Source organism: Fervidobacterium changbaicum (genome assembly GCF_004117075.1).
GTDB lineage: Bacteria > Thermotogota > Thermotogae > Thermotogales > Fervidobacteriaceae > Fervidobacterium > Fervidobacterium islandicum.
On the sequence record NZ_CP026721.1, the window covers coordinates 630192 to 643205 of the forward strand.

Genomic DNA, 13014 nt, shown 5'->3' on the forward strand with positions numbered 1-13014 from the left:
CCCAACTCTATCGTTTGCTCACTTTTTGAATCGGAATACCGGGAACTTAGTAGCTGTTACGTCGTCTAACCTTCTAATAGGTGTAGTGTACGGTGCTTTTTTAACAAGCTCTGGGTCTGAGTGCGCTTCATTGTAAATCTTTTCCATTATCTCAACGAATTTATCAAGTGTCATCTTGCTTTCTGTTTCAGTCGGTTCTATCATCATTGCTTCGTGGACTATGAGTGGGAAATAAACAGTTGGTGCGTGCATTCCATAATCAAGTATTCTCTTGGCGATATCTAGGGTCTTCACACCGGTTTTCTTTGCGAATTCTTCGTTGTCAATTACAAATTCGTGCATACATATCCTATCGTAGGCAACTTGGTAGAGCTTCGAGAGTTTCTTTCTCAGATAATTTGCATTGAGGACCGCCATATCACTTACGTGTTTGAGTCCTTTATTGCCCATCGTCAAGATGTATGTGTACGCCTTGACCATTACCAAGAAGTTACCGTAGAAGCTACGCACCATGCCTATCGATTTCGGTAAGTTGTAATCCAAATCGTAACCACTTTCTGTTTTTCTCACAACAGGTACGGGCAAGTACGGTGCGAGGTGTTTCTTAACTCCGATTGGTCCACTTCCTGGTCCACCCATTCCGTGTGGCGTACTGAATGTTTTGTGCAGGTTCAGGTGTACGATATCAAATCCCATATCACCAGGTCTTGTTCTTCCCATGATTGCATTTAGGTTCGCTCCGTCGTAGTAAAGTAGTGCTCCAACTTCGTGTGCCATCTGGGCTATTTTAAGTATATCTTTTTCAAAAAGTCCCAACGTATTTGGATTGGTGAGCATTATAACCGCAACGCTTTCATCCAGATGCGTCTTTAATTCATCAAGGTTAACACAACCATCTTCTCCCGATTTCAGTTCTACAACCTCGAAACCTGCCATCGCAGCAGATGCTGGGTTTGTACCGTGTGCACTATCAGGCACAAGTACTTTCCTTCTTTTTTCCAATTCGCCTTTATCTTCAAAATACGCCCTTGCGACAAGCAATCCCGTCAACTCTCCATGCGCTCCTGCTGCTGGTTGTAGCGTCATATCATCGGTCCCTGTTATCTCGCACAATAACTCTTTGAGATGTCCCATCAGCTTTACGGCCCCTGTTATTGTTTCTCTTGGTTGGAACGGATGAATGTCAGTAAAAAGTGCTGCCATATCTTCGTTGATTTTCGGATTGTACTTCATTGTACATGAACCGAGCGGATAGAACCCTCTGTCAACTGAGTAGTTCTTCATTGCAAGGTCTGTGTAGTGTCTCACAACATCGACTTCTGAAACTTCTGGAAGCATCGGTGGTTCTTTTCTTACAAGGTGCTGTGGAATTTCGCACGTTAACTCTTCAACATCGTAAACGGGCAGTTCGTAACCTTTTCTTCCTGCTACACTTTTTTCGAAGATTGTCATTTTGACATCACCTCGACAAGCTTTTTCATCGACTCTTTCGTGTTGACTTCCGTTGCACAAGCGAGAGCACTCGGTCCGAGCGTTTTGTAAACTCTATCAACCGGTATTGGACCAAGGATACCTTCTTTCACCATATTGTGCCATTTTTCCCTGTAATTATCAGGTACTCTGATTACGAACTCGTTGAAGAACTCCCCTTTGAAAATTCTTTCAAATCCTTTTTCTTCAAGCATCTTAGCAAGTACATGGGCGTTGTTGTAAGACCTCCAAGCGACTTCTTTTAACCCCTGAGGTCCCATTGTTGAAAGGTAAATAGCGTTTATTAATGCTATGTACGCTTGGTTAGAGCAGATATTTGACGTTGCTTTTTCTCTTCTGATGTGTTGTTCCCTTGTTTGGAGTATCATCACATAACCCTTCTTGCCTTCCAAATCTTTCGTTTCACCTATGATTCTGCCAGGCATCTTTCTCACATGCTTTTCAAGTGTCGTGAAAAAGCCTATTCCTGGTCCTCCAAAGTTTGGAGTGACACCGAGTGATTGTCCTTCGCCCACAACGATATCAGCACCGAACTTTCCTGGAGCTTCTAAGAGAGCCAAAGACACTGGTTCCGCCACGACTATAAATACGATGTTTTGTGGTATGACTTCCCTTACAGCCTTTAAATCTTCGATAACACCAAAGAAGTTCGGATAAGCAACCGCCACAGCGGCAATTTCTTCGGAAAGTGAACTTCTAAGGATGTTCAAATCTATTCTCCCCGTTTCATCGTACTTAATTTCAACAATTTCTATACCTTGAGGTTTTGTATAAGTTTTGGCGACCGTTCTATATTCTGGATTTATCGACTCGGCGACAAGCATTTTAGTCTTTCCTGTTATCCTTGTTGCCATGAGCAAACTTTCTGCAAACGCGCTTGCACCATCGTACATGGAAGAATTGGCAACTTCCATACCTGTTAGCTCGCACATCATCGTTTGATATTCGAATAGCATCTGAAGAGTGCCTTGTGAAACTTCGGCTTGGTAGGGCGTGTAAGCGGTTACGAAATTCGGGTTTGAAGCCATATGTCTTACAACTGATGGAATATAGTGGTAGTAAACCCCTGCACCTAAGAAGACATTAGTTGGTTCAAAGTGCACGTTTTCTTTTGCCAAACCTTCGACTATCTTCTTTACGGTGAATTCATCTCTGCCTTCAGGTATGTTGTATCCATCTATCGTTTTTGGGACATCCACGAATAAGTCGTCGATACTGCTGACCCCTATTTCTTGGAGCATCTGTTTTATCTCTTCTTCGGTGTGCGGTATGTACCTGTGCACTTAACTCACTCCCTTCTGTCGGTATTACTTCTTTGACCTTACACTACCGCGGTAGAACGGTGTTTTCACAACCGTTCCATCCACATACTTGTCCCTTATCAGCACCTGAACAACGTCGCCGAGCTTGATGTTCGCATCGACAAGCGCGAAGGCTATCGATTTATTCAGCGTCGGCGAGAATGTTCCGCTTGTTACGTGTCCAATTCTTTGACCATCTTTATAAACCTCCATCCCGTGTCTTGGGACAAGTTTCGATTCAAACGTTAAGCCCCTCAATCTTCGCTTAAGTCCTTCTTCTTTCTGCTTCAGCAATGCGTCTTTTCCAAAGAAATCACCTTTCTCAAACTTCACTGCCCAGGAGATACCTGCTTCAAGTGGAGTTACTGTATCGTCCATGTCGTTTCCGTAAAGCAAGAGTCCTGCTTCCAATCTCAGCACGTCTCTTGCGCCAAGTCCTGCTGGTTTTATGCCAATTTCAAGTAATTTGCGCCAAACAAACGTAGTTTCGTTTGCAGGAAGGTAGAGCTCGAATCCATCTTCTCCCGTGTAGCCTGTTCTTGAAATGATACCTTTTACTCCAAATATCTCACCTTCGGCAAAAGAATAAAAACCAATATCTTCAAGGTTCAAATTAGTATGAGGCTGGAGCTTTTCTTGTGCTTTTGGACCCTGAACGGCGATGAGTCCTGTTTCATCTGAGATATCCTTTAGAGTAACTTTGAATTTTTGTGCGAGTTTCGACAAGTGGTTGAAATCCTTGGTGATATTTGCAGCGTTAACAACGAACATGACCTTCTCAGGAGCTATTTTGTAAACAAGCAAATCGTCTACAAAACCGCCATTTTCGTTGCACATAGCTGTGTAGATGACATCTCCAAATCTTATCGAACCAAAATCATTCGTCACCGCATAGTTTGCAAAGCTTATCGCATCTGGTCCTTCGCACAAAAATTCACCCATGTGGGAAACATCGAACATTCCGACTTCTTTTCTTACCAAGTTTACTTCAGCGACTATTCCTTCGTACTGCAACGGCATGTAATAGCCCGCGAATTCAACCATCTTTGCTCCTAACTTTACATGGTCTTCGTACAGCGGTGTGTATTTCACCTTGGTTCCCTCCTTCTGAAGTAGATTGCACGCTTCTTCGTAGTATTCTTCAGGGACTAGCACTTCACATTGTGCACTGCTTCCAAAAATTGGATGAACAAAAACATCCGTCTTTTGGATTACGACGGGGATACCATATGCCTCCAGGAACTTCTGAATAAGCTGCGCTTCCAACTCACCAATCGTACTTTTAATTATTTTCCACATCGGTTTTAGTCATCTCCCAAGAACCGAATGCTGTACATTTTGTCTTCAAATCTATTCTATTGCGCAATGCGAACTTTTTCAAAAGATTCTTACTCTTCCCAATAACGTTTAGGAACGATTTTCAAGTGTGATGCGTCTTTTTTGTATCTTCCCACCTTCGCACACGGTCTTCCGTTGACTTCCACTATGTCAGCTGTTATATCTATCTTTTTCTTCAGCAATTTCGAACCTACGCCGTACACATCAGCTGGCACTCCTAAAGATTCGAAAAGTTTTATCTTTTCTTCGTCGAATCCTCCTGAAACGACGATTTTCAAGTCTTTTAACCCCACTTTATCGAATTCGTTTCTCGCCTTCCAAACAAGTTCTGGACACACGCCAAACGACTGAGGACCGATGGGTGTGACCGACTTGTCCCTTAGATTTCCAGATGTATCGAACCTTACGCCCCAGATTTTATTCTTTCCAGGTCCGATAATCGGCGATGGGTCTGTCTCACCAAGGATGAAAGGTTTACCCATTACGTATTCGTAATGTTTCTTCACAACCCTGAACGTTGTGCCGATAACATCGTTGTCCCAATCCACGAGCACGATTCTGTTGACGTTCTCTGGCATGTACTTGTCAAACGCAATTGCCGCATCTTCCGTGCTTCCATCGTATGCAGCGATGAGTGCATGTGGGATGGTACCCATCGATTCTACACCCCAGTAGTCCGCATTTGCATCTGTTGAAACACCGAAGGCACCAGCTTTGAGTGCTGCATAACCGTCTGTTGCCTGCACCCAGTAGTGGTCAAATCGTGCACTGAAAAAGAGGATTGGTTTTCCATTAGCAGCGTCAACGACTTTCTTCACAGCTGTTGCTGTACTTGTTGCCCTTGCGATAACCCCGAGCAAAACGGTTTCCAAATATCCGAAGTAAATCGGGTCACCTTCGATCGTCATCAATGGCTCGCCTTCAGGAACATACTCTCCATCGTACACAGCTCTAACTTCTATCTCGTCCCATTTGTCAACCCAGAGGTCGTTGAGTTTCAATCTTATGTCCCACTTTTTCCTCGTAAGTTCAACAATTTCCTCAACGTTCCCTTCAACAGCTAGACTTTGCATCGCCTTATCCAGTCTGAGGATATCGTTGTAGAGCTCTTTCGCACGCTCTTCATCTTTGTAATACCCCGTGCAGTATCTTAATATGGCCAGTGCTTCATCAACCCCGCAGACAATTGCGTTGTCTCGTGGAAAGAACTGGTAGTACACCCTTGGGTGACGGTTATCCTTTTTCAGAACCTCAACGTATCTTGTAAAGTATTTATCCGAATAATACCCCATCCTTATTCTATCGATTGGAACTTTGAAAACCTTTGGATGGAGCCTTTTCATATTTGCACTCATCGTCTTACCTCCCCTTCATCACGTTGGTAACTTTGTAATCAAAACAAACTCTACAAGCTGTGCAGCGTTCACGACAATCTATAGTGGTCTGACCGGAGAAATATTTTTGGTATTCGCTCCAGAGGAAGTTCTTATCTACACCACTATCAAGATGGTCCCATGGAAAGTCCTCAAGTCCATAAGGACCTGTGTAACGATTGATATCTACCTCTTCAAAAAGCTTCGACCACTTTTCGTATGAAAAATACTCTCCCCACTCATCATAGTAACCAATTTTGTAGGCCTTTTCAATTATGGGCAAGAGCAACCTATCACCGCGAGAGAGGATACCTTCGACAAAGCTCTTTTTTCCGTCGTTTATGTCCAGTTTTCCAAATTTTTTGTATGGATTCAATATCTTCTTCACTGTATCCATATATTCCGGTGGTTGCAATTTCGCAAACTCGAACGCTGTATGCGGTTTTGGAATTAGCAGATTAATCGATGCCGTTATATCCATGAACCCGATTTTTTTAATTGCTTTCACAAGCTCACCTATCTCACGGATGTCCTCTTCGGTTTCGTCAGGAAAACCTACCATGAAGTAAAGTTTTATTCTCCTCCAACCAGCTTTTTTGGCTTCCTGAGCAGTTTTTAGTATTTCATCGTACGAAATCTGCTTATTTATCGCGTCCCTCATCTTTTGACTACCTGCTTCCGGGGCGAACGTTAAACCCGTTTTACGAACTGTAGAGATCTTCTCAGCCAACTGTATGTTAAAAGCATCAACTCGTGTTGAAGGAATGGAGATGGAAATATTCTTCTCCTTCACATAAGGCAGGAATTTATCAACTATTTCATTTATCTGCGAATGATCCAATGCGGAAAGCGATAGGAGCGAAACCTCGTCGTATCCAGTATTTTCAAGAAGCCTTTTTGCAATCTCAACAATCTTATCAGCACTTCTTTCCCTAACTGGTCTGTAAACGTAACCAGCATGGCAGAATCTACAGCCTCGAGTGCAGCCTCTACTTATTTCAACAACAACTCTATCGTGCACACTTTCAACGTGCGGAACTATCTTCTTTTCAAAATGTCGGACACTGTCCAAGTCTTTAACGATGTTTCTTTTAACCTTTTGTGGAACAAAATCGTACTTTGGAACAATCTTTCTACCCACCTGTGTGTAAAACATGGGAATGTACACACCGTTTATCTTTGCAAGTTCCTTTAAACGTTCTTCTCGGTTTAAACCCTTGGTCTTTTGTACAACTCTCAGAAAGTTCTGAAAATTGACCTCTCCATCACCAAGGTAAATTGCATCGAAAGCTTCGGCGATGGGTTCACAGTTGAAAGCAACAGGCCCCCCACCAACAACGATAGGGTCATTTTCCCTTCTTTCGTAGCATCGAATCGGAATACGGGCAAGTTCAAGTAACTTAAGCACGTTTGTGTAGGATAGTTCGTATTCAAGAGAAATTCCCAGTACGTCCATTTCGTAGACGGGCGTCTTAGTTTCCAATGTGAAGAGCGGTACATCGTGCTCTTCCATCTTTTCAATCATATCAGGCCAGGGAAGAAACGTGCGTTCTGCGTAGACAAAATCAAGTTCGTTTGCAAGCCAATACAATATCTCCAATCCGTAATGCGACATCCCAACTTCGTAGACGTCGGGGAACGCTAACGCTACCCGGAGTGTGTTACTCTTGACTTCTTTAAAGACAGCATTGTACTCTCCACCGATGTAACGTGCAGGCTTTGAAACACGATTTAGGTTTTCCGAGAGAAATTTGATGATTCTGCTGCTCTCTTGTTTCACAATATACCTCCTATAGTCTTGTGAAATCTTTTACAATCCACAATTGGAAAATGTGTTATGTGTGTTGTACGAGCATTTCAAACTAAAACCACTGTTTTTACGAAGGCTCAGCTTTGCTCAGTGTATTAGAAGATATCCTCTAATACTCTATCTAAGTAATCGAAAGATATAGACACCGTTTCGCTATCCGACACGTTCACCACGATTTCAACAACATCTGAGGCCTGATGGACAATGGTGCCCTTTGAGCAAGCAAAGTTAGAAATATCTTTCGCTTCTATAACTATCCTTGTAGATCCATTTCCTTTTAATTTTAAATCGCCGGTTACATATGTTCTTTCATTGGCTTTAGACATTTTAGTTAGTACCCACGAATGGTACACTTGCCAACTTTTTGAAACGAATACTGTACCTTCTCCGGTTATATCGGGCATATTTATAACTTTGATAGGTACGTTGTAGCCAAAGATGTCACCGTAGATGTACAGTTTTCCGGAGGGAAGTTCTTGATCCGTTTTCAGTTCGATAATGTAATCAGCAGGCTTCCAGTCGTAGCTTGAACGATATGTCAATCGGATCCTGTTGAAATCTTTTCTATCAACCTTTATAGTTTTATTTTTAATGTTAATGTCCTTATCCAAACCTTCTACATCACCAAACAAAAACATCTTCATACCGGCATAGGACGTCTCTTCGTATAGTGCTTCGGGTGAAGTTGATTTTACTCGGGTTGTTAATCTGTACAGCGTAATGTACATGCTTGCGCGTTCTACCTCTTCGTACGGTGCCGTTGAGATAATTACATGAGCCTTGTCGACAGGTGCCTGCAGTCGGAAAAATTGTTCGAGAACATCACCCTTTAAAATGTAGTACACCACTACAGAAGCGGGAACCTTGAATAGCACATCCGATTCTTCGCTGAGTCTTAGTACGTATTCTGCTTTTCCCTCTTCAAGTACTTTCGTAAGTCCGAATGGTGTGTTTGCAAATGTATCTCCATTTTCTGAGACAAGATGATCCTTGATCATCTTGTATGTTCCAGTTTGCAAAGTTGCAGGCAATTCGTATCTTGTTTTCGTCTCTTTGATTTCTAAGTAACCACTTAGATGCCGATGCATACACGACATTCCAATCTTGAGGGACTGAAAAACCATCTTTAACTTTCTTTATAAACCAACCGTAATTGGCAAACAAAATAAGTACATCATCGTACGGTGCAGTCGTTCTCTTAGCAGATGAGGTTTTTTTTCTGGTCATCCTGAACACTTCCGCCAATCTCAGTTCACTCAATCAGGTAATTAAACGATATAGCTACCTTCGCAACACCGGACACGTTCAATTCTATTTCGGCATAGTCAGATGCTTGTTTAACTATGGTACCTGATGAAATGGTAAGATTAGCAATACCTCTTGCCTGTATAACTATCTTCGCAATGCCATTTCCTTTCAAGTTTAAATCCCCGGTTATATAAATCCTTCCGCCAGCTTTTGTCAGTTTAGTAAGCGTCCAAGAATGGAAAACTTGCCAGCTCTTTGAGACAAAGATGTTTCCCTCTTTGTTCAGATCCGGCATCTGTGTGTATCCAATAGGAACTGTGTAGCCTAAGATGTTGCCGTAAACGTACAATTCTCCGGAAGGCAGTTCTTCGCCTGTTTTCAATTCGACAACGTAATCAGCTGGCTGCCAGTCGTAGCTGTAACTGTAATTCAATGTGATCCTGTTGACATCTCTTCTGACAACTTTAATAACCTTGTTTCTGATATTGATGCCCTTGTCCAAGCCTTCCATGTTTCCCAAGATAAAGATCTTCCTACCCGCTGCAGAGGTCTCCACTGCCTCAACCGATTGCGCCACTGCCATCTTGCTGAAAGCGACTCTGCTTTCTTCGGGGGCTGTCGAAAGAATTACGTAAGCATTCTCCACAGGTGCTCTTAACTCGAAGAATTGTTCAAGCATGTCACCTTTCAAACTGTAGTAAATCCTGTAAAAGCCGGGGATTCTGAAAAGTACATCTGCCTTTTCGCTAAGTTTAAGAACATTTTGCACCTTTCCTTTTTCAAGCACTTTTGCAAGTCCGAAAGGTGTGTTTGCGAAGACCTCCCCGGTTTCAGAAACGAGGTAGTTCTCAGTTATTGTGTATGTACCAAGTGGTAAAGTTGATGGCAATTCGTACTTTGTGTCTGTTTTTTTGGACTCAACGTACCATCTGGATGCCGATACCTGAAGCACCTGCCAATCTTGTGGGACAACGAAACCGTCGTCAACGTTTTTGATCAACCAACCGTAGTTGTTAAATAGTACAAGTATGTTAGCAAACGCAGTGGCTGAAAAGATGATCGACAGAGCGACGAAAAATCCGAGTATCTTCACAAACAACAAAATTGTTCGGGACATACCGAACCACCTCTTTTGTTTTTGATGGATTCCAACCTAACCTGTACCCTAGTTAATAATTAATTGGTTCACTTACGCAAACATACGATGTCCAATAACTCAGCGAGTTGCCAATTTGAGCAGTGTAAAGTCAGAGTAAACCAGCATTCCAAAGCTAATTACAACCAGTATTAAAAGCAGAGTCGCTAACGTTTTCCAAAATCTCTCCGCTCGGTACGATGAGTAAACAGGAATTGCATATCCAAGAAGCATGCCCGTTAACAACCCACCTATGTGTGCCGCGTTGTTTATACCTGAACCTGGGATAAATCCCAGTGCGATGTTTATTATTATCATTGGAAGCAGTGCGCTACCTGTTATGGGCTTTAAAAAGAAAGGTGTATCTTTCCTAAAACCCGATGCAAAGAGTGCGCCGACTAATCCAAATATCGCACCGCTGGCACCTACTGACAGAGAGTCGTGATAGAAATAGTGAGTCGCAACGTTACCTGCGATGCCTGTTATAATAAAATAGGAGAGGAAACGGTACGAACCGTAAATCCCCTCCGCGTAGCTTCCAAGTATGTATAAAGCGTACATATTAAATGCCAAATGCAGAAATCCACCATGCATGAACATCGCAGTTACGATTCTCCACCATTCACCTTGGTCAACAAAAGGGCCATACTGCGCACCGAAAAGCAAGTAAGCGGTATCACCTACTCTGTAAAACGTTTGAGCCACGTAGAATGCAAGTAAAATCAGCGAATCAATCAATATTATGTACATGTAAAACTGCCTTCGCGACGCTATATTATCCAAAAATCTGAACATCCCATACCTCCGTACGATTTAGTAAAATTTGCCAAGGAAGAACTAACCAAGTGGATTATACTTCGCAATTATTTCGTTTGTTTTTTCTTCTCTGATATTTTCTACTTTTTGCCATATCTCATTCATAGCCGTTTTCAGCATATCGTTGAACATCTCCAAGTCTTCGAGTAAGTCCTTTTCGTAAATGATATCTCGTATCTGCCTGTCGCATGTTGCCACTACCTTAAGTGCTCCTCCTCCAACTTCCACTTCCACTTGCTCTTGTGCGAACGATTCTTCGAGGCTTTTAAGTTCTTCCTCCATCTTCATCTGCAACCTTTGCAATTCCGCAAAGTTCTTAGGTAGTCCAGGAGTTCCACTTGCCCCACCGAGGTTTCTTCCGCCAAAACTTTTCAACTTTTTCATCTGAGTACTCCTCCTTTTACTGTTAATTTCCAAAAATTACCTATCGGCTATTTCGTAAATTTTGAAGTTATCGGTTCTCAAAAGTTGCTTTTTCGGAGTTACCAAAAGCACCTCCGCACCGTATTTTGGGAAGACCGTTCGAGTAAACAACCACCTATCTTCACCAAGTACGAATGCAGCTGTTGAAAATGCGTCTGCAATGACGGGATCATTTGAGATCACAGTTGCGCTAACTGCCTTGTTTGCAGGATAACCTGTTCTCGGATCAAGAATGTGGTGGTATCTGACGTTGTCAACTATGAAGAATCTCTCGTAATCACCGCTTGTGGCTACGGAACCTTCGCTTAAATATACTATGTCTATGTTCTCACCAGGTTGCCCGCGTGGATCTCTTACACCTATAACCCACTTTGTTCTGTTGTACTTCGGACCAAGGATCATGATCTGACCGCCGGTTTCTATGAACCCATGGCACGACTTATCAAATTCTTTCGCGATTTGATAAGCCCTCTTCAGAGCGTATCCCTTTAGCATCCCACCGAGGTCTATCCAGGCACCGTTTGTCCTGATTTTCTTATTCACATAGTCAATTGCTACCTTCTGGTAACCTGATTTTGAAGCAGCTTCTGCGATCTCACTAGCACTAGGGATGTTGAATATTCCATTCGCCTGCCTTTCTGTAAATTTGCTGAATCCCCAAAGGTCTATGAGGCGTCCTAATGCAGGGTCAAAGGCACCTTCCGTATCCCGCGCAATCTTTAGAGCCAAGTCTATCACAGACAAAGTTTCATCGTCGACCTCTACCCAGTCTTCTGAATGGTTCAGCTTGTAGAGAACGGATGCTTTATCGTACGGATCGAACTTTTTCTCGAGCCGTTTCATTTCAGCAAAAATGGCTTTAGCGATGGTTGAAGGATTCACCCTGGAAGAAATCTTCATTCTGACGTACGTTCCGAATATGTAATCCTCAAAATCCGAGTACTGGCCCGTCTTTCCGGAGACAAAGAGTAAATAAATAGCGGCGATAACTATGAAGAAAACAATTACCGAAAATACAACAATCTTGTTGAGTATCATAATTTCTTTAGGATCTGGTTGTTGCACACCTTGCACCGCCCTTCCTCATCCAAATTTACGATTCGCACATCGTAACCTCTTCTAATTATAACAACATTTCCGCACTTTGGACAATATGTACTTTCATACCGTTCATCCCAAACATTGCCTAAATAGACATAGTTCAAATATTTTCTCGCAAGTTTGTAAGCTTCTAATAGAAAATCTACTTTTGTAGCAGGCACGCTGTATCTGTAAGCAGGATGGTAGCGCGAAAGGTGTAGAGGGATGTCTTTGGATATCTCTGCTAACGCCTTAAATTCCTCTTCAAGTTCATCCAACTTATCGTTACCACCGGGAACAACGAGTGTGGTCACTTCCACATGAACACCTGCCTTGTAAGCTTTTTCAATGGTCCTCAAAACATGCTCATACCTTCCACCACATACTTTTTGATAGAACTCGTTGTTAAATGCCTTAAGGTCAATATTCATCGCATCGATGTAGGGAATTAGTTCGTCAAATGGTTCATCGTTTATATAGCCATTTGTGACAAGTACATTCTTAAGATTCCTAACTTTTGCCAACTTCGCTGCGTCGTACACAAATTCATACCACACTATCGGTTCACTGTAGGTGTACGCAATGCCTAAATTTCCTTCATGCATGTACTCAAGAGCTATATCAACCAAGTCGTCTGGTGTAATTCTTTTCACGTACGGTGGTCTTTGTTGCGAAATCTCCCAGTTTTGGCAAAATTGACATTTGAAGTTACAGCCCCAAGTGCCAACAGATATTATCGAACTTCCCGGATAGAAATGAAAGAGTGGCTTTTTCTCTATCGGATCAAGTGCTATGGAACTTATCTCTCCGTAATTCATCGTGTATAATCTTCCGCCTATGTTTCTCCTAACCTTGCAGACGCCAACGCCATTTTCTTTTATCACGCAGTTGTGAGGACAAAGCCCGCACTGGACTGTATTGTCACCAAGTTGTTTGTAAAACAATGCCTCTTTCAACTTTATGAACTCTTCCATGCTATCTTCGGGCTTACTCATTTCA

The 13014-nt window shown here is 42.5% G+C and carries 11 protein-coding genes; all 11 read right to left on the minus strand.

What is annotated here, in order from left to right:
- Positions 1 to 18: 18 nt before the first annotated feature.
- Positions 19 to 1452 (minus strand): aminomethyl-transferring glycine dehydrogenase subunit GcvPB, encoded by a 1434-nt coding sequence (gcvPB, locus tag CBS1_RS02880; protein ID WP_033191802.1) that lies wholly within the window; start codon positions 1450 to 1452, stop codon positions 19 to 21.
- Complete coding sequence (gene gcvPA, locus CBS1_RS02885; protein WP_033191803.1) at positions 1449 to 2774, minus strand: aminomethyl-transferring glycine dehydrogenase subunit GcvPA; 1326 nt, start codon at positions 2772 to 2774, stop codon at positions 1449 to 1451. The genes gcvPB and gcvPA overlap by 4 nt, the downstream gene beginning before the upstream one ends.
- Positions 2775 to 2798: 24 nt before the next feature.
- On the minus strand, positions 2799 to 4091 hold the full coding sequence (gcvT, locus tag CBS1_RS02890) for a glycine cleavage system aminomethyltransferase GcvT (RefSeq protein ID WP_084384050.1): 1293 nt from the start codon (positions 4089 to 4091) through the stop codon (positions 2799 to 2801).
- Positions 4092 to 4180: 89 nt separating this feature from the next.
- A complete protein-coding gene (locus CBS1_RS02895) occupies positions 4181 to 5473 on the minus strand; it encodes a nicotinate phosphoribosyltransferase (RefSeq protein WP_033192612.1) in 1293 nt (430 codons plus the stop codon).
- Positions 5474 to 5489: 16 nt separating this feature from the next.
- Entirely contained in the window at positions 5490 to 7283 is a 1794-nt protein-coding gene (locus CBS1_RS02900; RefSeq protein ID WP_090221817.1) for a TIGR03960 family B12-binding radical SAM protein, read from the minus strand.
- A gap of 125 nt (positions 7284 to 7408) precedes the next feature.
- Positions 7409 to 8401: a hypothetical protein gene (locus CBS1_RS02905; RefSeq protein ID WP_033191804.1), complete on the minus strand. Its 993-nt coding sequence runs from the start codon at positions 8399 to 8401 to the stop codon at positions 7409 to 7411.
- 164 nt (positions 8402 to 8565) lie between these two features.
- Positions 8566 to 9678, minus strand: coding sequence for a hypothetical protein (locus tag CBS1_RS02910; RefSeq protein ID WP_052107157.1), 1113 nt, complete (start codon positions 9676 to 9678; stop codon positions 8566 to 8568).
- A 99-nt stretch (positions 9679 to 9777) separates the two neighbouring features.
- Positions 9778 to 10491 (minus strand): rhomboid family intramembrane serine protease, encoded by a 714-nt coding sequence (locus CBS1_RS02915; protein WP_033191805.1) that lies wholly within the window; start codon positions 10489 to 10491, stop codon positions 9778 to 9780.
- Between the two features lie 42 nt (positions 10492 to 10533).
- Positions 10534 to 10896 (minus strand): YbaB/EbfC family nucleoid-associated protein, encoded by a 363-nt coding sequence (locus CBS1_RS02920; protein WP_090221815.1) that lies wholly within the window; start codon positions 10894 to 10896, stop codon positions 10534 to 10536.
- Between the two features lie 36 nt (positions 10897 to 10932).
- The gene (locus CBS1_RS02925) at positions 10933 to 12009 is read right to left on the minus strand and encodes an FAD:protein FMN transferase (RefSeq protein WP_241685555.1); all 1077 of its coding nucleotides are present in this window, start codon (positions 12007 to 12009) and stop codon (positions 10933 to 10935) included.
- Positions 11970 to 13010, minus strand: a complete 1041-nt coding sequence (gene amrS, locus CBS1_RS02930; RefSeq protein ID WP_090221814.1) for an AmmeMemoRadiSam system radical SAM enzyme — start codon at positions 13008 to 13010, stop codon at positions 11970 to 11972. Before amrS ends, CBS1_RS02925 begins: the two co-directional genes overlap by 40 nt.
- Between the last annotated feature and the right edge of the window lie 4 nt (positions 13011 to 13014).